At 66.2% G+C, this 20,235-nt stretch carries 14 protein-coding genes and 3 rRNA genes; all 17 read left to right on the top strand.

Annotation, left to right across the window (positions count from 1 at the left end; genetic code table 11):
• The first annotated feature begins 65 nt into the window (after positions 1-65).
• The 17 genes from HL652_RS05055 to HL652_RS05135 all read left to right on the top strand — a co-directional run bounded on the left by HL652_RS05055 (position 66) and on the right by HL652_RS05135 (position 20,165).
• Positions 66-1,217, top strand: a complete 1,152-nt coding sequence (locus tag HL652_RS05055; protein ID WP_171707189.1) for an acetylornithine transaminase — start codon at positions 66-68, stop codon at positions 1,215-1,217.
• 81 nt (positions 1,218-1,298) lie between these two features.
• Positions 1,299-2,270 (top strand): ornithine carbamoyltransferase, encoded by a 972-nt coding sequence (argF, locus tag HL652_RS05060; protein ID WP_171704284.1) that lies wholly within the window; start codon positions 1,299-1,301, stop codon positions 2,268-2,270.
• Positions 2,270-3,721, top strand: a complete 1,452-nt coding sequence (argH, locus tag HL652_RS05065; protein WP_171704285.1) for an argininosuccinate lyase — start codon at positions 2,270-2,272, stop codon at positions 3,719-3,721. The genes argF and argH overlap by 1 nt, the downstream gene beginning before the upstream one ends.
• Complete coding sequence (locus HL652_RS05070) at positions 3,718-3,894, top strand: hypothetical protein (RefSeq protein WP_171704286.1); 177 nt, start codon at positions 3,718-3,720, stop codon at positions 3,892-3,894. Before argH ends, HL652_RS05070 begins: the two co-directional genes overlap by 4 nt.
• A 16-nt stretch (positions 3,895-3,910) precedes the next feature.
• On the top strand, positions 3,911-4,510 hold the full coding sequence (locus tag HL652_RS05075) for a DNA-3-methyladenine glycosylase (protein WP_171704287.1): 600 nt from the start codon (positions 3,911-3,913) through the stop codon (positions 4,508-4,510).
• Between the two features lie 443 nt (positions 4,511-4,953).
• Positions 4,954-6,478: ribosomal RNA gene (locus tag HL652_RS05080) — 16S ribosomal RNA — on the top strand.
• A gap of 435 nt (positions 6,479-6,913) precedes the next feature.
• Positions 6,914-10,031, top strand: a 23S ribosomal RNA gene (locus HL652_RS05085).
• A 138-nt stretch (positions 10,032-10,169) separates the two neighbouring features.
• Positions 10,170-10,286 (top strand): 5S ribosomal RNA (rrf, locus tag HL652_RS05090).
• Together the 16S, 23S and 5S rRNA genes form the textbook arrangement of a ribosomal RNA operon.
• A 616-nt stretch (positions 10,287-10,902) precedes the next feature.
• Positions 10,903-11,616 carry a hypothetical protein gene (locus tag HL652_RS05095; RefSeq protein ID WP_253743651.1) on the top strand — a complete coding sequence of 238 codons (714 nt, stop codon included), beginning with the start codon at positions 10,903-10,905 and terminating at the stop codon, positions 11,614-11,616.
• Complete coding sequence (locus HL652_RS05100) at positions 11,591-12,613, top strand: HAD-IIA family hydrolase (RefSeq protein WP_171704288.1); 1,023 nt, start codon at positions 11,591-11,593, stop codon at positions 12,611-12,613. Before HL652_RS05095 ends, HL652_RS05100 begins: the two co-directional genes overlap by 26 nt.
• Before the next feature lie 57 nt (positions 12,614-12,670).
• Positions 12,671-12,850: a hypothetical protein gene (locus tag HL652_RS05105; protein ID WP_371743578.1), complete on the top strand. Its 180-nt coding sequence runs from the start codon at positions 12,671-12,673 to the stop codon at positions 12,848-12,850.
• Positions 12,843-13,646 (top strand): TlyA family RNA methyltransferase, encoded by an 804-nt coding sequence (locus HL652_RS05110; RefSeq protein WP_171704289.1) that lies wholly within the window; start codon positions 12,843-12,845, stop codon positions 13,644-13,646. The genes HL652_RS05105 and HL652_RS05110 overlap by 8 nt, the downstream gene beginning before the upstream one ends.
• Positions 13,643-14,563 (top strand): NAD kinase, encoded by a 921-nt coding sequence (locus HL652_RS05115; protein WP_171704290.1) that lies wholly within the window; start codon positions 13,643-13,645, stop codon positions 14,561-14,563. The genes HL652_RS05110 and HL652_RS05115 overlap by 4 nt, the downstream gene beginning before the upstream one ends.
• Positions 14,556-16,274 carry a DNA repair protein RecN gene (gene recN, locus HL652_RS05120; RefSeq protein WP_171704291.1) on the top strand — a complete coding sequence of 573 codons (1,719 nt, stop codon included), beginning with the start codon at positions 14,556-14,558 and terminating at the stop codon, positions 16,272-16,274. Before HL652_RS05115 ends, recN begins: the two co-directional genes overlap by 8 nt.
• Positions 16,275-16,323: 49 nt before the next feature.
• Positions 16,324-17,811: a hypothetical protein gene (locus tag HL652_RS05125; protein WP_171704292.1), complete on the top strand. Its 1,488-nt coding sequence runs from the start codon at positions 16,324-16,326 to the stop codon at positions 17,809-17,811.
• The gene (locus HL652_RS05130; protein ID WP_305848748.1) at positions 17,786-19,510 is read left to right on the top strand and encodes a CTP synthase; all 1,725 of its coding nucleotides are present in this window, start codon (positions 17,786-17,788) and stop codon (positions 19,508-19,510) included. Before HL652_RS05125 ends, HL652_RS05130 begins: the two co-directional genes overlap by 26 nt.
• Positions 19,503-20,165: an NUDIX domain-containing protein gene (locus tag HL652_RS05135; protein WP_171704293.1), complete on the top strand. Its 663-nt coding sequence runs from the start codon at positions 19,503-19,505 to the stop codon at positions 20,163-20,165. Before HL652_RS05130 ends, HL652_RS05135 begins: the two co-directional genes overlap by 8 nt.
• Positions 20,166-20,235: the final 70 nt, after the last annotated feature.

The raw sequence follows: 20,235 nt of genomic DNA on the forward strand, positions 1-20,235 counted from the left end.
AAAGGCGTCATCCCGTGACGGTCACCGCATCCGATTCGTGGCAGAGCCGCTTCGACACGCACATCATGCGCACCCTCGGCATGCCGCTGCGCCTGCTGGTGCGCGGCGAGGGCGCCTACGTGTGGGACGACACCGGCAAGGAGTACCTCGACTTCCTCGCCGGCATCGCGGTGAACTCGCTCGGCCACGCGCATCCGGTGTTCGTCGACGCCGTGTCGCAGCAGGCGGCGACGCTCGCGCACGTGTCGAACTACTTCTCCACCCCGCCCCAGCTCGAGCTCGCCGAACGGCTCACCCGGCTCACCGGCGCGGGCGAGGGCGGGCGCGCCTACTTCTGCAACTCGGGCGCGGAGGCGAACGAGGCGGCCTTCAAGCTCGCGCGCCTCAACTCCACCGAGCGGCGCACCCGCATCGTCGCGCTCGAGAACGGGTTCCACGGCCGCACCATGGGTGCACTCGCGCTCACCGGCAAGCCGGCCATGCGCGAGCCCTTCGAGCCGATGCCCGCGGGCGTCGAGCACATCGACACCTCGATCGAGGCGCTCGACGCAGCCATCGACGACACCGTCGCCGCCCTGTTCATCGAGCCGATCAAAGGCGAGGCCGGCGTGCTGGGCCTGCCCGCCGGGTTCCTCAGGCGCGCCCGCGAGCTCACCGAGCGGCACGGGGTGCTGCTCGTGCTCGACGAGATCCAGACCGGCGTCGGCCGCACCGGCGAGTGGTTCTCGTACATGCACGACGGCGTCACACCGGATGCCGTCACCCTGGCCAAAGGCATGGCCGGCGGGTTCCCCATCGGCTCGCTCGTCACCTTCGGCTGGGCCTCCGACCTGTTCTCGAAGGGCATGCACGGCTCGACCTTCGGCGGCAACCCGCTCGCCACGGCCACCGCGAACGCGGTGCTCACCGAGATCGAGACGGCGGGCCTGGTCGAGAACGCGGCGAAGCGCGGCCGCGAGGTGCGCGCCGTGATCAGCGAGATCGACTCCCCGCTCATCGGGGAGCTGCGCGGCCAGGGGCTGCTCATCGGCGTCGGGCTCACCGAGCCGGTGGCGGTCGAGGTCTCGAACGCCGCGCTCGACGCGGGCCTCATCATCAACGCCCCGAACGACTCGAGCCTGCGCCTGGCGCCGCCGCTCATCATCGGCGACGACGAGGTGCGCGAGTTCGGCAACCGTCTGCGCGCCGCGTTCGCCGCAGTCGACGGCGCCCGCTGACCGTCGGCCCCCGGGTCGACGGCGCTCGCCGCGGCGCTCTCCCGCTATCCTGATTGCTTCCCCCACGAACCAAGGTGACTCATGACCAGGCACTTCCTCCGCGACGATGACATCACCCCGGCCGAGCAGGCCCATATCCTCGACCTCGCCGCCCGGCTGAAGCAGGACCGATTCGCCGTGCGCCCGCTGGAGGGCCCGCAGACCGTGGCGGTCATCTTCGACAAGTCGTCGACGCGCACCCGGGTGTCGTTCGCGGTGGGCATCGCCGACCTCGGGGGCAGCCCGCTCATCATCTCCACCGCGGCGAGCCAGCTCGGCGGCAAGGAGACCGCCTCCGACACCGCCCGCGTGCTCGAGCGACAGGTGGCGGCGATCGTCTGGCGCACCTACGCCCAGGCGGGCCTCGAAGAGATGGCGGCGGGCACGCGCGTGCCGGTCGTCAACGCGCTCTCCGACGACTTCCACCCCTGCCAGCTGCTCGCCGACTTCCTCACCATCCGGGAGCACCGCGGCGAGCTGGCCGGGCTCACCGTCGCGTTCCTCGGCGACGGAGCGAGCAACATGGCGCAGTCGTACCTGCTCGCGGGGGCGACCGCGGGCATGCACGTGCGCATCGGGGCGCCTGCCGCCTACGCACCGAACGCATCCGTCGTCGCCGACGCCGAGAAGCGCGCCGCCGAGACGGGCGGGTCGGTCGCGGTGCTGACCTCACCGACGGATGCGGTGGCCGGCGCCGACGTCGTGGTCACCGACACCTGGGTGTCGATGGGCAAGGAAGACGAGAAGGCCGCTCGGGTGAAGACCTTCGGCGGCTACCAGGTCGATCAGGCGCTCATGGCGAAGGCGAAGCCTGACGCGCTCTTCCTGCACTGCCTTCCCGCCGATCGGGGGTACGAGGTGGCGGCCGAGGTGATCGACGGTCCGCAGAGCGTCATCTGGGACGAGGCGGAGAACCGCCTCCACGCGCAGAAGGCCCTGCTCGTCTGGCTGTTCGAGCAGAACGACGCCGCAGCCGCTGCCGCCGCTGCGCCCGCCCGCAAGGCGGGTTTCTGATGAGCGGCGACGTCGCGAACCGGGCGGCAGAGGCCGGCGCCCTCTGGGGCGGTCGCTTCGCCGGGGGCCCGGCGGCCGAACTCACCGAGCTGAGCCGCTCGACGCACTTCGACTGGCAGCTGGCGCAGTACGACATCGAAGGCTCGCGCGCCCACGCCAAGGCCCTCGGCCGTGCGGGCTACCTCGACTCGGCCGAGCTGACCGGCATGCTCGAGGCGCTCGACTCGCTCGCCGCGGCCGTCGACGACGGCTCGTTCCGGCCCGACGCCGGAGACGAAGACGTGCACTCGGCGCTCGAGCGCGGACTCATCGAGATCGCGGGGGCCGAGCTCGGCGGCAAGCTGCGCGCCGGCCGCAGCCGCAACGACCAGATCGCCACGCTCATCCGGATGCTGCTCCGCGACCACGCGGCGACGCTCAGGGGGTTGCTGGTCGACCTCATCGACGCCACGGCCGCGCAGGCCGACTCCACCTTCGGCGCCATCCTCCCCGGCCGCACGCATCTGCAGCACGCGCAGCCCGTGCTGCTCGCCCACCAGCTGCTGGCCCACTGCTGGCCGCTGGTGCGCGACATCGAGCGGCTGCGCGACTGGGATGCGCGCGCCGACGCCTCGCCCTACGGTTCCGGTGCGCTCGCCGGCAACACGCTCGGCCTCGACGCCGAGCTGGTGGCGCACGACCTCGGCTTCGCCCGCGGTGTCGAGAACTCCATCGACGGGACGGCGTCGCGTGACCTGGTCGCCGAGTTCGCCTTCGTCACGGCCCAGATCGGCATCGACCTCTCCCGCTTCGCGGAGGAGATCATCATCTGGAACACCAAGGAGTTCGGCTTCGTCACCCTCTCCGACTCCTACTCGACGGGGTCGTCGATCATGCCGCAGAAGAAGAACCCCGACATCGCCGAGCTCGCGCGCGGCAAGTCGGGGCGCCTCATCGGCAACCTCACCGGTCTGCTCGCCACCCTCAAGGGCCTGCCGCTGGCCTACAACCGCGATCTCCAAGAAGACAAAGAGCCGGTCTTCGACTCGATCAAGACGCTCGAGGTGCTGCTGCCGGCGTTCACCGGCATGGTGGCGACGCTCACCTTCCACACCGAGCGCATGGCCGAGCTCGCGCCGCAGGGGTTCTCGCTGGCGACGGATGTGGCGGAATGGCTCGTGAAACAGCACGTCACCTTCCGCGACGCCCACGAGATCACCGGCGAACTCGTGCGCTTCGCCGAGGAGAACGGGCTCGAGCTCGACGAGCTGAGCGACGAGCAGTACGAGGCGATCTCACCGCACCTGAAGCCCGAGGTGCGCAGCGTGCTCACCATCGAGGGATCCGTCGCGAGCCGTGACGGCTCCGGAGGAACCGCGGGTGTTCGTGTGCGCGAGCAGCTCGCCGCGCTCACCGAGCGGGTTCGTGCGCTGGTGGCGGCAGGCACCGCAGTGGGCGGCGGTGCGCGATGACGAACGGTGACGGCGGTTCGAAGAACGGTAAACCCGAGCGCGATCCCGGCGACCCCGGGTTCTGGCGCCGCCCGCTCTCGGGTCGCGTGGTGTGGATCCTCATCGCGGCGGCCGCGCTGGTGATCGTCGCGGCGATCGTGGTGAGCACGTCGCTCGGTGTGAAGCTGTTCTGAGCCCCTGCCCGCCCGCATGATCGACTTCTCGGCCGGCGCGCTCGAGGTGGCGCCGCTCCTGCTCGACGCGGTGCTCACCCACGAGTCGCCGGCCGGCCCGGTCTCGGTGCGCATCTCCGAGGTGGAGGCCTACCTCGGGGAGGGGGTCGACCCGGGCTCGCACGCCTTTCGAGGTAGAACCCCTCGGGTCGCCTCGATGTACGGGGCGCCCGGGCACCTGTACACGTACTTCACCTACGGCATGCACGTCTGCGCGAACGTCGTGTGCTCACCGGATGGTGAAGCGTCGGCCGTGCTGTTGCGCGGGGGAGAGGTGATCGACGGCGTCGAGCTCGCCCGCACCCGCAGGCCGACGGCGAAGTCGGATCGCGATCTGGCGCGGGGGCCGGCCAACCTCGTGCGTGCGCTCGGCATCGCGTTGGGCGATGACGGTGCCCCGCTGCACGAAGCGCCGTTCCAGCTCGTCGTTCCCGAGACGCCCGTGGGGGCGCGTCTCGTGGGGCGCACCCTTCGCACGGGCGTGAGCGGAGACGGCGGGCGGCTCCCGTTCGACTGGCGCTTCCATCTGCTGGGCGACCCCACCGTCTCGGTCTACAAGCGGCACCCGAAGGCGTGACGACGCGGATGCGCGGCGCGACACGCCCGGGATGCACGGTGATTTGCGGGGTCTCGAAATCTCCGCGTAATGTAATCCCTCGTCACCCCACAGGTGCGGAAAAAGCGGAAGAGCTTGCCGGCCTCAAGTGGAGACCACCACTCCTAGAAATATCCTGAATCGGCCTGTCGTTCAGACACCGTTCACCGTTATGCTAGGTTGGAGAAGTTGCCCGGTGGGCAGTCTGCGCGAGCAGATGCAACCGGTGCGTCCGATCCTTGAGAACTCAACAGCGTGCACAATGTCAAATGCCAAATACCCTGTCGGTTGACTTCGGTTGACTACAGGATTCCTTTGGAAAACATTTAGAACAACAAAGCAAGTCAGTAATGATTTGTTCTGTCAGTTTCAAACTTGCAGCATGGTTTCAGCCTATTCCGGTTGGTCGTGTTGTGCGTATTCATTTTACGGAGAGTTTGATCCTGGCTCAGGACGAACGCTGGCGGCGTGCTTAACACATGCAAGTCGAACGGTGAAGCAGGAGCTTGCTCTTGTGGATCAGTGGCGAACGGGTGAGTAACACGTGAGTAACCTGCCCTTGACTCTGGGATAAGCGTTGGAAACGACGTCTAATACTGGATATGAACTGAGATCGCATGGTCATCAGTTGGAAAGATTTTTTGGTCAAGGATGGACTCGCGGCCTATCAGCTTGTTGGTGAGGTAATGGCTCACCAAGGCGACGACGGGTAGCCGGCCTGAGAGGGTGACCGGCCACACTGGGACTGAGACACGGCCCAGACTCCTACGGGAGGCAGCAGTGGGGAATATTGCACAATGGGCGCAAGCCTGATGCAGCAACGCCGCGTGAGGGATGACGGCCTTCGGGTTGTAAACCTCTTTTAGTAGGGAAGAAGCGAAAGTGACGGTACCTGCAGAAAAAGCACCGGCTAACTACGTGCCAGCAGCCGCGGTAATACGTAGGGTGCAAGCGTTGTCCGGAATTATTGGGCGTAAAGAGCTCGTAGGCGGTTTGTCGCGTCTGCTGTGAAAACTGGAGGCTCAACCTCCAGCCTGCAGTGGGTACGGGCAGACTAGAGTGCGGTAGGGGAGATTGGAATTCCTGGTGTAGCGGTGGAATGCGCAGATATCAGGAGGAACACCGATGGCGAAGGCAGATCTCTGGGCCGTAACTGACGCTGAGGAGCGAAAGCGTGGGGAGCGAACAGGATTAGATACCCTGGTAGTCCACGCCGTAAACGTTGGGAACTAGATGTGGGGGCCATTCCACGGTCTCCGTGTCGCAGCTAACGCATTAAGTTCCCCGCCTGGGGAGTACGGCCGCAAGGCTAAAACTCAAAGGAATTGACGGGGGCCCGCACAAGCGGCGGAGCATGCGGATTAATTCGATGCAACGCGAAGAACCTTACCAAGGCTTGACATACACGAGAACGGGCCAGAAATGGTCAACTCTTTGGACACTCGTGAACAGGTGGTGCATGGTTGTCGTCAGCTCGTGTCGTGAGATGTTGGGTTAAGTCCCGCAACGAGCGCAACCCTCGTTCTATGTTGCCAGCACGTGATGGTGGGAACTCATAGGAGACTGCCGGGGTCAACTCGGAGGAAGGTGGGGATGACGTCAAATCATCATGCCCCTTATGTCTTGGGCTTCACGCATGCTACAATGGCCGGTACAAAGGGCTGCGATACCGTAAGGTGGAGCGAATCCCAAAAAGCCGGTCTCAGTTCGGATTGAGGTCTGCAACTCGACCTCATGAAGTCGGAGTCGCTAGTAATCGTGAATCAGCAACGTCACGGTGAATACGTTCCCGGGCCTTGTACACACCGCCCGTCAAGTCATGAAAGTCGGTAACACCCGAAGCCGGTGGCCTAACCCTTGTGGAGGGAGCCGTCGAAGGTGGGATCGGTGATTAGGACTAAGTCGTAACAAGGTAGCCGTACCGGAAGGTGCGGCTGGATCACCTCCTTTCTAAGGAGCATCTACCGTCTCTTCGGAGTCGGTCAGAGGCCAGATCGAGACGAATGTTCTCGCTGGTAGCTCATGGGTGGAACATTGACATTGATGCAGCAGGAACGGTGATTGTTCTAGTACGGCTCTTCGGAGTCAGGAACGGGCGAGATTCGGGGTGGTTGCATATGCACGCTGTTGGGTCCTGAGGGACCGGAACGAATGCTCTTCGGAGTGTTTGGACTGAACCTCTGGACCCTTTGTTGGTTTCCCGGTTGGGGAGCTGCGGAGGGTATCGCCCGTACTTTGAGAACTACACAGTGGACGCGAGCATCTTAGATTCAGGCACTTTGTGTCTGGATCACAAAGATCGACAGAACACCTTTCGGGGTGTTTGTAGATCATTGGTCAATCTGCTCACCCTTTGGGGTGGGCCGATCGATTCAACTCATGTGATTTCAAGTTTCTAAGAGCAAACGGTGGATGCCTTGGCATCTGGAGCCGAAGAAGGACGTATAAATCTGCGATAAGCCTCGGGGAGCTGATAATAGAGCCTCGATCCGAGGATTTCCGAATGGGGAAACCCCGCCGGGCCCTTTGGGTGACCCGGTGACTCCCGCCTGAATATATAGGGCGGGTAGAGGGAACGTGGGGAAGTGAAACATCTCAGTACCCACAGGAAGAGAAAACAACAGTGATTCCGTGAGTAGTGGCGAGCGAAACCGGAAGAGGCTAAACCGATCATGTGTGAGAGCCGGCAGGCGTTGCATGGTCGGGGTTGTGGGACTTTTCTGCTGTTACTGCCGTACAGCGAACGTTACAGCGCATTATAGGCGAACGGCATTGAAAGGCCGGTCATAGAGGGTGCCAACCCCGTAGCCGAAATGGTGCAATGGCGTGAAGAGTATCCCAAGTAGCACGGGGCCCGAGAAATCCCGTGTGAATCTGTCAGGACCACCTGATAAGCCTAAATACTCCCAGATGACCGATAGCGGACAAGTACCGTGAGGGAAAGGTGAAAAGTACCCCGGGAGGGGAGTGAAATAGTACCTGAAACCGTTTGCTTACAAACCGTTGGAGCACCCGTGTTGGTGTGACAGCGTGCCTTTTGAAGAATGAGCCTGCGAGTTAGTGATCAGTGGCGAGGTTAACCCGTGTGGGGTAGCCGTAGCGAAAGCGAGTCTTAAGAGGGCGAATGAGTCGCTGGTTCTAGACCCGAAGCGAAGTGATCTATCCATGGCCAGGTTGAAGCGACGGTAAGACGTCGTGGAGGACCGAACCCACTTCAGTTGAAAATGGAGGGGATGAGCTGTGGATAGGGGTGAAAGGCCAATCAAACTTCGTGATAGCTGGTTCTCTCCGAAATGCATTTAGGTGCAGCGTTGCGTGTTTCTTGCCGGAGGTAGAGCTACTGGATAGCCGATGGGCCCCAAAAGGTTACTGACGTTAGCCAAACTCCGAATGCCGGTAAGTGAGAGCGCAGCAGTGAGACGGTGGGGGATAAGCTTCATCGTCGAGAGGGAAACAACCCAGACCACCGAATAAGGTCCCTAAGCGCGTGCTAAGTGGGAAAGGATGTGGAGTTGCACAGACAACCAGGAGGTTGGCTTAGAAGCAGCCACCCTTGAAAGAGTGCGTAATAGCTCACTGGTCAAGTGATTCCGCGCCGACAATGTAACGGGGCTCAAGCACGCCACCGAATTCGTGGCATTCGCACTAGTGACAGGCCTTCGTGGTCCAGTCGTGTGGATGGGTAGGAGAGCGTCGTGTGGGCAGTGAAGCGGCGGTGGAAACCAGCCGTGGAGGCCACACGAGTGAGAATGCAGGCATGAGTAGCGAAAGACGGGTGAGAAACCCGTCCTCCGAAAGACCAAGGGTTCCAGGGCCAGGTTAATCCGCCCTGGGTAAGTCGGGACCTAAGGCGAGGCCGACAGGCGTAGTCGATGGACAACGGGTTGATATTCCCGTACTGACGAAAAACCGCCCAAGCCAATCCAGTAGTGCTAAGAGTCCTAACCCGGACAGATGGATCCCTTCGGGGTGAAGCGGTCCGGTCTAACGCTCGAACCCGTCTGGTGCGGTTAGCGTATTAACAGGTGTGACGCAGGAAGGTAGCTGAGCCGGGCGATGGTTGTCCCGGTCTAAGAATGTAGGCCGAGAGATAGGCAAATCCGTCTCTCATACAGGCTGAGACTCGATGGGTAGTCCTCACGGACGAAATCAGTGATCCTATGCTGCCAAGAAAAGCATCGACGCGAGGTTTCAGTCACCCGTACCCCAAACCGACTCAGGTGGTCAGGTAGAGAATACCAAGGAGATCGAGAGAATCGTGGTTAAGGAACTCGGCAAAATGCCCCCGTAACTTCGGGAGAAGGGGGGCCGGACGCGTGAACGGACTTGCTCCGGGAGCGTTGAAGGCCGCAGAGACCAGTGGGAAGCGACTGTTTACTAAAAACACAGGTCCGTGCCAAGTCGCAAGACGATGTATACGGACTGACGCCTGCCCGGTGCTGGAAGGTTAAGAGGAACGGTTAGCCGCAAGGCGAAGCTGAGAATTTAAGCCCCAGTAAACGGCGGTGGTAACTATAACCATCCTAAGGTAGCGAAATTCCTTGTCGGGTAAGTTCCGACCTGCACGAATGGCGTAACGACTTCCCAGCTGTCTCAACCGCGAACTCGGCGAAATTGCACTACGAGTAAAGATGCTCGTTACGCGCAGCAGGACGGAAAGACCCCGTGACCTTTACTACAGCTTGGTATTGGTGTTCGGTGTGGCTTGTGTAGGATAGGTGGGAGACGGTGAAGCTCGGACGCTAGTTCGGGTGGAGTCATTGTTGAAATACCACTCTGGTCACTCTGGATATCTAACTACGGACCCTGATCGGGTCCTGGGACAGTGCCTGGTGGGTAGTTTAACTGGGGCGGTTGCCTCCTAAAGAGTAACGGAGGCGCCCAAAGGTTCCCTCAATCTGGTTGGCAATCAGATGGCGAGTGTAAGTGCACAAGGGAGCTTGACTGTGAGACTGACAAGTCGAGCAGGGACGAAAGTCGGGACTAGTGATCCGGCAGTGGCTTGTGGAAGCGCTGTCGCTCAACGGATAAAAGGTACCTCGGGGATAACAGGCTGATCTTGCCCAAGAGTCCATATCGACGGCATGGTTTGGCACCTCGATGTCGGCTCGTCGCATCCTGGGGCTGGAGTAGGTCCCAAGGGTTGGGCTGTTCGCCCATTAAAGCGGTACGCGAGCTGGGTTTAGAACGTCGTGAGACAGTTCGGTCCCTATCCGCTGCGCGCGTAGGAAATTTGAAAGGATCTGACCCTAGTACGAGAGGACCGGGTTGGACGAACCTCTGGTGTGTCAGTTGTTCCGCCAGGAGCACCGCTGATTAGCTACGTTCGGGATGGATAACCGCTGAAAGCATCTAAGCGGGAAGCCGGCCTTGAGATGAGATTTCCATACCCTTACGGGTGAGAGGCTCCCAGCTAGACTACTGGGTTGATAGGCAGGATGTGGAAGCGAGGACGAAAGACTCGTGGAGCTGACCTGTACTAATAAGCCGATAACTTGATAATCACTACTCACATGCATGTTGTAAGGCTGGCATGTGGGGCCTGATGCTCGCGTCTACTTTGTGGTTCCCGATGTACGGTCGAGAACCCAACACCAACACACACCGTGTTGGACTGTTGAAACCTATACATCAATAGTGTTTCGGCGGCCATAGCGAGAGGGAAACGCCCGGTCACATTCCGAACCCGGAAGCTAAGACTCTCAGCGCCGATGGTACTGCAAGGGGGACCTTGTGGGAGAGTAGGACACCGCCGGACTTCTTTGTAAGATGGCCACCCGATTTCTCGGGTGGCCATTTTGCGTTAAGTCCGAGAAGCTAGCAGGCTGCCGAATGAGATCTTGAGGAGTTCTGTCGTGACTGATGCCGATGATGAGAAGCGTCGTTCTGAGCGAGGTGACCGTCGGGCCTCCCAGCCCTCGCGACCTCACGGGAATCGACCCGCGCGATCGAACTCCGACAAGCGCCCCTTCACGCCGCGCCGCGACGCGAGCTCCCGCCCCGATCAGGGTTCGGGCGGTCGCCGCGATGAGGGCCAGGGCCGCGGCTCTCGCCCGCAGCGCGACGGCTACGCGCCTCGTGAGGGTCGCCCTTCCCGCGACGGTCGCCCGCAGCGCGACGGGTACACGCCTCGTGAGGGGCGCCCTTCGCGGGACGGACGGCCCCAGCGTGATGGACGGCCGCAGCGCGACGATCGGCCCCAGCGTGATGGACGGCCGCAGCGCGACGATCGGTCGCGCGGCGAGGGTCGCGGAGGGTCGGGGGAGCGGAGGCTCTGGACGAAGGACGGGAAGCCGGCTCGTGGTGACCGGGATGCGTCGCGGTTCGAGCGGCCGCAGCTGACCGAAGAGGAGCTGCGGGCCCGTGAGCTGCGCATGGTGCGCAATCGTCATGACGATCCGCTGATCCCCGACGACGTGACTCCGCGTGACCTCGACAAGGTGGCACGCAACGAGCTCAAGACGCTCAACAAGGAGAACGCCGAAGACGTCGCTCGTCACCTCGTGATGGCGGGCCGACTCATCGAGTCCGACCCCGAGGCTGCGCACCAGCACGCCATCTCGGCCTCGCGCCGGGCCGGCCGCATCGGAGTGGTGCGCGAGACGCTCGCCATCACGGCCTACGCGACCGGCGACTACGCTCTTGCCCTCCGCGAGCTCCGCACCTACCGGCGCATCTCGGGCTCCAACGAGCAGCTCGCCCTCATGATCGACAGCGAGCGCGGCATGGGTCGCCCCGAGCGTGGCCTCGAGGAGGGGCGGGCGATCGATCGCTCGACCCTGTCGGTGCCGGCTCAGGTCGCCGTCGCCATCGCTATGTCGGGCGCCCGTCTCGACCTCGGGCAGACCGAGGCCGCGCTCACCGAGCTCGAGATTCCGCAGCTGAGGCCCGACGTGGCCTTCTCGTACAGCGCGGAGCTGTTCGACGCCTACGCCGAGGTGCTCGAAGAACTCGGACGTGAGGAGGAGTCGGCGGCCTGGCGCACACGCGCCCGCATTGCCGACGAGGCAGTGAACGGTGGCGACGACGACGTCATCGAGGTGTTCGACGAGGAAGAGGACAATGGGGCTGTTCACGAAGAAGACTGACGGGCAGAATCCGACGCCGCTCGAGGGCGTCGACGCCGTGCTCGCCGATCTCGACGGAGTCGTCTACCAGGGCCCCGACCCCATTCCGCACGCGGTCGACTCGCTGCTCCGGGTGAGCTCGGAGGGCCTGCGCGTCGGATACATCACCAACAACGCCTCACGCACGGATTCGCAGGTCGCCGAGCACCTGTCGAGCTTCGGTCTGCAGGTGGCCCCGCACGACGTCGTCACCTCGCCCCAGGCGGCGATGCGACTCATGGCGACCCTCATCGACCCGGGCGCGACCGTGCTCGTGGTGGGTGGTGTCGGTCTCGTCTCCGAGGTGGAGAAGGCCGGGTTCGTCGTCACCCGCTCGGTCGACGACCGACCTGCCGCCGTCGTGCAGGGCTTCGCGCCCGAGGTGGGGTGGACGCAGCTCGCCGAGGCGAGCTTCGCCCTCCACGACCCCGCCGTGCACTGGGTCGCCACCAACACCGACTGGACCATCCCCGTCGCTCGCGGCATCGCCCCCGGCAACGGCACCCTCGTGTCGGCCGTGCACACCGCGGTCGGCCGCCTGCCCGTCGTGGCCGGAAAGCCCGAGACCCCCATCTTCGAGGTCGCCAAAGACCGCTTCGGTGCCTCGAACGCCGCCTTCATCGGCGACCGCCTCGACACCGACACCATGGGTGCCAAGCGGGCGGGGCTCCGCGCCATCCACGTGCTGACCGGCATCGATCGGGCGAAGCAGCTGCTCGCGGCCCCCAAGGGACAGCGCCCCGACTTCATCGTCGACGACCTCAGGCAGCTGTTCGACCCCTACCCGGCCACCATCGTGTCGAAAGACGGCAGCGAGACCCGTGTCGGCGCATCCGTGGTGCGGATGCAGGGCCACGTCGTGCGCGTGGTGAAAGCGGGCGACTCGGCGACCGACCTGGTGCGTGCGGGAGCCGCGGCGATCTGGAACTCGGGTCTGTCGATCCATGCCCTCGACGTCGCACCCGAGATCTACGCCTAGCGCCGCGAGCGCCGCACGGCCGGGTCGGCTGTCGGATGCGCGGGGTACGCTGGAATCGTGAACCACGACGACCACGACGACGCCCTCCTTCCGCGGTTGCGGGTGATCGAGGAGCAGCCGCTCGAGCACAGGGCCGAGGCCTACGCGCAGGTTCACGACGAGCTGACCAGACGGCTCGAGGGCGGCGACTCCGCGGCTGCGGCCACGGTGCCGGGTGATCAGGGAGCCCATGCCTGAAGCACGTCTCGATGCAGCGGTCGCCGCGCTCGGGCTCGCGCGATCGCGCACCCATGCGGCACGACTGATCGCCAACGGCTACGTGCGCGTCGACGGTGAACCCGTGGTGAAGGCGTCGTTCCCGGTGCGCGAGGGTCAGCTGGTCTCGGTCGACGCGGTCGACCGCTACGTCAGCCGCGGCGCCAACAAGCTCATCGCCGCACTCGACGCCTTCGACGGCGTGCGGGTCGACGGGCGGCTCGCACTCGACGCCGGCGCGTCGACCGGCGGGTTCACCCAGGTGCTCCTCGAGCGCGGGGCGCGGCAGGTGATCGCCGCCGACGTGGGCCACGGGCAACTCGACCCCATCGTGGCGCGCGATGAGCGCGTGGTGCAGGTCGAGGGGTTCAACCTCCGCTACGCCACCCCGGAGACGCTCGCCGGCGCCTCCGGTGTGCAGGAGGCGCCGGAGCTCGTGGTCGCCGATCTCTCGTTCATTCCGCTCGCTCTCGTGCTGCCGGCGCTCAAGGCCGTCGCCACGCCCGAAGCCGACTTCGTGCTGCTCGTCAAACCACAGTTCGAGGTCGGGCGTACGGGCGTGAAGGAGGGCATCGTGCGAGACCCGGCGCTGCGCGCCGACGCCGTGGCCTCTGTTCTCTGGGCGGCCTTCGACCTCGGGTTGTCCACAGCCGGTCTCATCCGCTCGCCGATCGCGGGAAATGCGGGCAATCTTGAATACCTCGTCTGGCTCGACCGGCGGGTGGGAACGCATCCGACAGAATGGTTGGAGCGAGTGACGGAGATGACAGGAGCATGAGCGTGTCAGCTGAGCGATACATGCTCGTGGTGCTGCACACCGGCCGCCGAGACTCGGTGGAGGCGGCCGAGAGCGTGTGCCGGCAGCTGCGGGCCGCAGGGGTTCGGCCGGTGCTCGCGCCGTTCGACTCCGACGACGACGCGGCGGTGCTGAGCGAGCTCGGCGAGGTGTTCACCCTCGGCCGCGGGGTCTCGGTGCACGACCTCGAACTCGTCATCGTGCTGGGCGGCGACGGCACTATCCTGCGTGCCGCGGAGGTGGTGCGCGGTTCGGCCGTTCCGCTGCTCGGGGTGAACCTGGGGCACGTGGGCTTCCTCGCCGAGAGCGACCGCGAAGACCTCACCGAGACGGTCAACCGCGCGCTGGCCCGCGACTACGAGGTCGAGGAGCGCATGACGCTCTCGGTGCGCGTGAAGGTGGGCGAGGAGGTCGTCTACGAGACCTGGGCGCTCAACGAGGCGACGGTCGAGAAGGCGAGCCGGGAGCGGATGCTCGAGGTCGTCGTCGAGGTCGACGGGCGACCACTGTCGAGCTTCGGCTGCGACGGCGTGGTGATGTCGACCCCGACGGGTTCCACCGCGTACTCCTTCTCGGCGGGTGGCCCCGTGGTCTGGCCGAGCCTCGACGCCTTGCTGATGGTGCCGCTCAGCCCCCACGCCCTGTTCGCGCGCCCGCTCGTGGTGGGCCCCGACTCGGCGCTCGCCGTCGAGGTGCTCGACCGCACCCAGGGCGGCGCCGTGCTGTGGAGCGACGGCCGCCGCATGTGGGACTTGCCGAAGCGCGCGCGTGTCGTGGTGAGGAGGTCGCCCGTGCCCGTGAAGCTCGCCCGCCTGCACCAGGCACCCTTCACCGACCGGCTGGTGCGCAAGTTCAACCTGCCCGTGAACGGGTGGAGAGGGCCCATCGACAGTGATTGAAGAACTCTCCATCAGAGACCTCGGTGTGATCGGCGAGGCGGTTCTGCCGCTCGGCCCTGGCTTCACCGCGGTCACCGGTGAGACCGGGGCCGGCAAGACCATGGTGGTGTCGGCGCTCGGGCTGCTGTTCGGTGAGCGGTCGGACTCCGGCGCCGTGCGCAGCGGAGCGGCTCAGGCGTGGATCGAAGGGCGCATCCTGGTGCCGCGCGACGGCGTCGTGGCCGAGCGGGTGCGCGAAGCCGGGGGAGACGTCGACGACCAGGTCGCTGAGGGCCCGGCCGAGGTCATCCTGTCGCGGTCGGTGTCGGCCGAGGGGCGCGGCCGCGCCGTGGTCGGCGGGCGCTCGGCGCCCATCAGCGTGCTCTCCGAGCTCGGCGACGCGCTCGTCGTCGTGCACGGCCAGAGCGACCAGCTGCGCCTGAAGAGCCAGTCGGCCCAGCGCAGCGCGCTCGACAGCTACGGCGGGCGCGAGCTCGCCGAGCTGCTCGCGGAGTACCGCACCCTGTTCTCGTCGTGGCAGGGGCACACCGCCGAGATCGAGGCGCTCGTGAGCGAGCGCAGCGCACGCCTGCGCGAGGCTGAGCAGTTGCGGGCCGCCATCGACGAGATCGCCGCCGTGGCACCGGTCGCCGGCGAAGACGCCGAGCTCGCCGACCTCGCCGGCCGGCTCACGAACCTCGAAGACCTGCGGCTCGCCGCCGCCGAGGCCAAGGAGTCGATCTCGAGCGAGAGCGGCGAGGGGCCCGACACGGTCGGGCTCATCGACTCCGCACGGCGCAGCCTCGAGCGCGTCGCCCACCACGACCAGGCGCTCGCGCCGATCGTGTCGGCGCTCGCCGAGGCCAGCTTCCTCGTCTCCGACCTCTCGACCCAGCTGGCGAGCTACGCGGCGACCCTCGAGACCGACGAGGTGGGCGAGCTCGACCGGGTGCAGGAGCGCCGGGCCGACCTCGGAGCCCTCACCCGCAAGTACGGGCCTGAGCTCGACGACGTGATCGCCTTCGCCGCCGACGCCGAACCGCGGCTGCTCGAACTCGACTCCGACTCCGACCGCATCGACCAGCTCACCGCACTGGTCGACGACGAGGTCACCGAGCTCGGGCGGCTCGCCGAGCGCCTCACCGCGCTGCGGCGCACGGCAGGGGAGGCGCTCGCCGAGCAGGTCACCCGCGAACTCGCCGCCCTCGCCATGCCGAACGCCCGCTTCGTCGTCGAGGTGCTTCCTCGTGAGGAGCTCGCGAGTTCGGGAGGCGACGTGGTGCAGTTCCTGCTGCGGCCGCACGAGGGTAGCGAGCCGCGGCCCCTCAACAAAGGCGCCTCGGGCGGTGAGCTCTCGCGCGTCATGCTCGCCATCGAGGTGGTGCTTGCCGCTGCCGACCCGGTTCCGACCTTCGTCTTCGACGAGGTCGACTCCGGGGTCGGCGGGGCGTCGGCCATCGAGATCGGGCGACGGCTCGCCGCCCTCGCCCGCACCTCGCAGGTGATCGTCGTGACGCACCTCGCCCAGGTCGCGGCCTTCGCCACGAACCACCTCCGCATCGAGAAAGACCTCGACGCACCGGTGACGGCCAGCAACATCGTTCCGCTCGACGGAGACGAACGCCTCGCCGAGATGGCGCGCCTGCTCTCAGGCCTGCCCGACTCGGAGTCGGGGCTCGCCCACGCCGCCGAACTGCTCGAGACGGCGCAGGCGCTCGCTGTGCCACACTGATAGCCAGCTGAGAAGCGTCGGCTTCCGGCCCCGGGGTGGAGGGTGGACGATGGCGCGACTCACGAACGGCCAGCTCCAGGAGTTGGTGCAGCGTCTGCAGACCGAGAACGAGCTGCTGCGCGAGGAGGCCCGGTCGGCAGCTGAGCGTGCGGACGCGGTGCTCGCCGCTCCGGCCGCTCCGTCTTCCGAGACAGCGCCCCGCCGACGCCGGCAGCGCGGGCGCACCGTCGCCTCCGTCGTGCTCGTCGTCATCGGGCTGCTGCTCGCACCCGTCGCGCTCGTGGGCAACTGGGCCCAAGGCCAGCTCGTCGACACCGACCGTTTCGTGGCGACCTTCGGTCCGCTGGCGCACGACCCGGCGGTCAAGGCGTTCCTCGTCGACCAGGTGATGACGGTGGTCGACGAGCAGGTCGACTTCGAGCAGTCGACCCGCGAGGTGTTCGAGGCCGTCGACCAATTGGGGTTGCCGCCCCGCGCATCCGCTGCTCTTCAGGCCCTGCAGACACCCGCCGCGCTCGGGCTGCGCACGCTGGCGACCACCATCGTGACGAACGTCGTCGACTCGGAGGCGTTCGAGACCATCTGGCAGCAGACGCTGCGCATCAGCCATCAGCAGCTCGTCGCGGCGCTGACGAACGACCCCGGCAGCGCGCTGTCGATATCGTCGACGGGGGAGTTGAGCATTCAGCTCGGGCCGATCATCGACGCCGTGAAGGGGGCGATGGTGGCGCAGGGGCTGGGCTTCGCCGAGGCCATCCCGAGCGTCGACATCGGGATCGTGGTGACGCAGTCAGCGAGCCTCAGCCAGCTCACGCTGCTCTACGGGCTCGCCGTCGGCGTGGGGCAGTGGCTGCCCGTCGTCGCGCTGCTCTTCCTCGCCGCGGGGGTGGCGATCGCGAAGCGCCGCGTCGTGACCCTGTTCGCGACCGGCCTCGCGCTCGGGGTGGTGATGGTGCTGCTCGGTGTCGCGCTGCGCGTCGGGAACATCGTGGCGATCGCGTCGACGGCGCAGTACGTTCCGGGCCCCGCGGTGTCGGCGGTGTACGACGGGGTGACCTCGCTCATCGCCGCGTCGATCGCCGCGGTCGCGACGCTCGGCTTCACGGTCATGGTCATCTGCTGGGTGCTCGGACCGTGGCGGCCCGCGCCCGCACTGCGATCGGCGTTCGGCGAGGGTGTCGGGAGGCTGCGGCGGGTCGGCGACCGGCGGGGCATCTCGACGGGTGCGTTCGGGCGGTTCCTCGGCCGGCAGCGAGTGCTCGTACAGGTGCTGATCGGGGTGATCGCCGCCGCGATCATCGTGTTCGTGCGTCCGCTCTCGACCGGCCAGATCGTGTGGACGGCCGTGGCGGCGGTGCTGCTGCTGCTCGTCGTCGAGGTGCTGCAGCGGTCGGCGCGATGGCCGGGCGACGGCGGCGCCGCCGTGGAGGCGGAGGACGCAGCATCCGCTGTGCTCATCGACGCGCCCGGCGACACGGATGCGAGTGACGACGACCAGGCCGACGAGAGCACTGTTAGGATGGAACTCCGTGGATGAAGCTCATGACGCGGAACGTACGAACGAGACGAAACTGACGAAGCACATCTTCGTCACAGGGGGTGTCGTCTCCTCACTCGGCAAAGGCCTTACAGCGGCCAGCCTGGGCAATCTGCTCACCGCACGCGGGCTCCGCGTCGTGATGCAGAAGCTCGACCCCTACCTCAACGTCGACCCGGGAACGATGAACCCGTTCCAGCACGGCGAGGTGTTCGTGACCGACGACGGGGCCGAGACCGACCTCGACATCGGGCACTACGAGCGCTTCCTCGGCATCGACCTCAACCAGGCGGCGAACGTCACCACGGGGCAGATCTACTCGAGCGTCATCGCCAAGGAGCGGCGCGGCGAGTACCTCGGCGACACGGTGCAGGTCATTCCGCACATCACCGACGAGATCAAGCGGCGCATGCGGCTGCAGGCGCATGACGCGTCTCGGCCTGACGTGATCATCACCGAGATCGGCGGCACGGTCGGCGACATCGAGTCGCAGCCGTTCATCGAGTCGGCCCGCCAGGTGCGGCACGAGCTCGGCCGCAAGAACGTGTTCTTCGTGCACGTCTCGCTGGTGCCCTTCATGAACGCCTCGGGCGAGCAGAAGACGAAGCCGACCCAGCACTCGGTGGCGGCCCTGCGCTCCATCGGCATCCAGCCGGATGCGCTGGTGCTGCGCAGCGACCGCCCCGTCTCCGAGAGCAACAAGCGCAAGATCGCGCTCATGTGCGACGTCGACGAAGCCGCGGTCGTGAACGCCGTCGACGTGCCGTCGATCTACGACATCCCGACCATGCTGCACTCGCAGGGTCTCGACGCCTACATCGTCGACCACCTCGACCTCGGCGACTCCACCGGCGACGTCGACTGGGCGCGGTGGCAGCCGATTCTGGATGCGGTGCACGAGCCCAAGCACGACGTCACCATCGGACTCGTGGGCAAGTACATCGACCTGCCCGACGCCTACCTCTCGGTGACCGAGGCGCTGCGGGCCGGCGGCTTCGCGCACCGGGCCAAGGTGAAGATCAAGTGGATCCCGTCGGACAACTGCGAGACGCCCGAGGGTGCGGCGCGCGAGCTGTCGGACGTCGACGGCATCTGCGTGCCCGGCGGCTTCGGCGTGCGCGGCATCGAGGGCAAGCTCGGGGCGCTGCAGTTCGCGCGCGAGAACGGCATCCCCACGCTCGGGCTGTGCCTCGGCCTCCAGTGCATGGTGATCGAGTACGCGCGGCACGTCACCGGGCTGCCCGGCGCGTCGTCGAGCGAGTTCGACCCCGACACCGAGTTCCCCGTCATCGCGACCATGGCCGAGCAGGTCGACATCATCGCCGGGGGAGACCTCGGCGGCACGATGCGTCTGGGTCTCTACGAGGCATCGCTCGCCTCCGGATCGATCGCGGAAGAGGTGTACGGGGCGTCGAGCGTGTCGGAGCGCCACCGCCACCGCTACGAGGTCAACAACGCCTACCGCGACCAGATCGCCGAGTCGGGACTGTGGTTCTCGGGGCTGTCGCCCAACGGGCACCTCGTGGAGTACGTCGAGCTGCCGCGCGACGTGCACCCGTACTACATCGCGACCCAGGCGCATCCGGAGCTGCGGTCGCGGCCGTCGCGCCCGCATCCGCTGTTCAAGGGGCTCGTGGGCGCTGCCCTCGAGCGCCAGGAGGCGAGCCGGCTGTTCGCGGTGCAGGATGCGGATGCCTGAGTCGGGCGGGGTGGACGAGCCGGGCGGGGTGGGCGAGCGGGGCCTGCTCGCCGACGAGGTGGCGCCGGTCGAGGCGACGTCGAGCGAGGTGGTGTTCGACGGGTACATCTGGGACGTGCGGCGCGAGACCTTCGCCTACGGCGACGGCACGCTGCGGCGCGACTTCGTCGACCACCCGGGCGCCGTCGCCGTGTTCGCGCTCGACGACGACGACCGGGTGCTGCTCATCAAGCAGTACCGGCACCCGGTGCGGCGACGCGAGTGGGAGCCGCCCGCGGGGCTGCTCGACGTGGGCGGGGAGCCGGCGCTCGCCGCGGCGCAGCGCGAACTCGCCGAGGAGGTCGACCTCGAGGCCGACGAGTGGCACGTGCTGATCGACTACCTCACCACGCCCGGCGGCAACAACGAGGCGATTCGCATCTACCTGGCGCGCGGGCTGCGGCCGGCCGGCTCGACCTTCGAGCGCGAGGGCGAGGAGGCCGACATGGAGCAGCGCTGGGTGGGACTAGACGAGCTCGTCGACGCCGTGCTGGCGAGCCGGGTGCAGAACCCGTCGCTCGTGATCGGGGCGCTCGCCGCGCAGGCCTCCCGCGCCCGCGGCTGGGGCACCCTGCGGCCCGCCGACGCCGCCTGGCCGGAGCGCCAGGGGGGCTGAACGCGTGGACGCGCGGAGTTCTCCACTCGAGCCGCCGCGCGGCGCTCCTGCGGGCCCGGGCGCGGGCGCA

Source organism: Herbiconiux sp. SALV-R1 (assembly GCF_013113715.1).
Lineage (GTDB): Bacteria > Actinomycetota > Actinomycetes > Actinomycetales > Microbacteriaceae > Herbiconiux.

Excerpts from the sequence above, each read along its gene's own strand:
- HL652_RS05055 (WP_171707189.1), top strand. The coding sequence starts at position 66 with ATGCGCACCCTCGGCATGCCGCTGCGCCTGCTGGTGCGCGGCGAGGGC.
- argF (WP_171704284.1), top strand. The coding sequence starts at position 1,299 with ATGACCAGGCACTTCCTCCGCGACGATGACATCACCCCGGCCGAGCAG.
- argH (WP_171704285.1), top strand. The coding sequence starts at position 2,270 with ATGAGCGGCGACGTCGCGAACCGGGCGGCAGAGGCCGGCGCCCTCTGG.
- HL652_RS05070 (WP_171704286.1), top strand. The coding sequence starts at position 3,718 with ATGACGAACGGTGACGGCGGTTCGAAGAACGGTAAACCCGAGCGCGAT.
- HL652_RS05075 (WP_171704287.1), top strand. The coding sequence starts at position 3,911 with ATGATCGACTTCTCGGCCGGCGCGCTCGAGGTGGCGCCGCTCCTGCTC.
- HL652_RS05095 (WP_253743651.1), top strand. The coding sequence starts at position 10,903 with ATGGTGCGCAATCGTCATGACGATCCGCTGATCCCCGACGACGTGACT.
- HL652_RS05100 (WP_171704288.1), top strand. The coding sequence starts at position 11,591 with ATGGGGCTGTTCACGAAGAAGACTGACGGGCAGAATCCGACGCCGCTC.
- HL652_RS05110 (WP_171704289.1), top strand. The coding sequence starts at position 12,843 with ATGCCTGAAGCACGTCTCGATGCAGCGGTCGCCGCGCTCGGGCTCGCG.
- HL652_RS05115 (WP_171704290.1), top strand. The coding sequence starts at position 13,643 with ATGAGCGTGTCAGCTGAGCGATACATGCTCGTGGTGCTGCACACCGGC.
- HL652_RS05125 (WP_171704292.1), top strand. The coding sequence starts at position 16,324 with ATGGCGCGACTCACGAACGGCCAGCTCCAGGAGTTGGTGCAGCGTCTG.
- HL652_RS05135 (WP_171704293.1), top strand. The coding sequence starts at position 19,503 with ATGCCTGAGTCGGGCGGGGTGGACGAGCCGGGCGGGGTGGGCGAGCGG.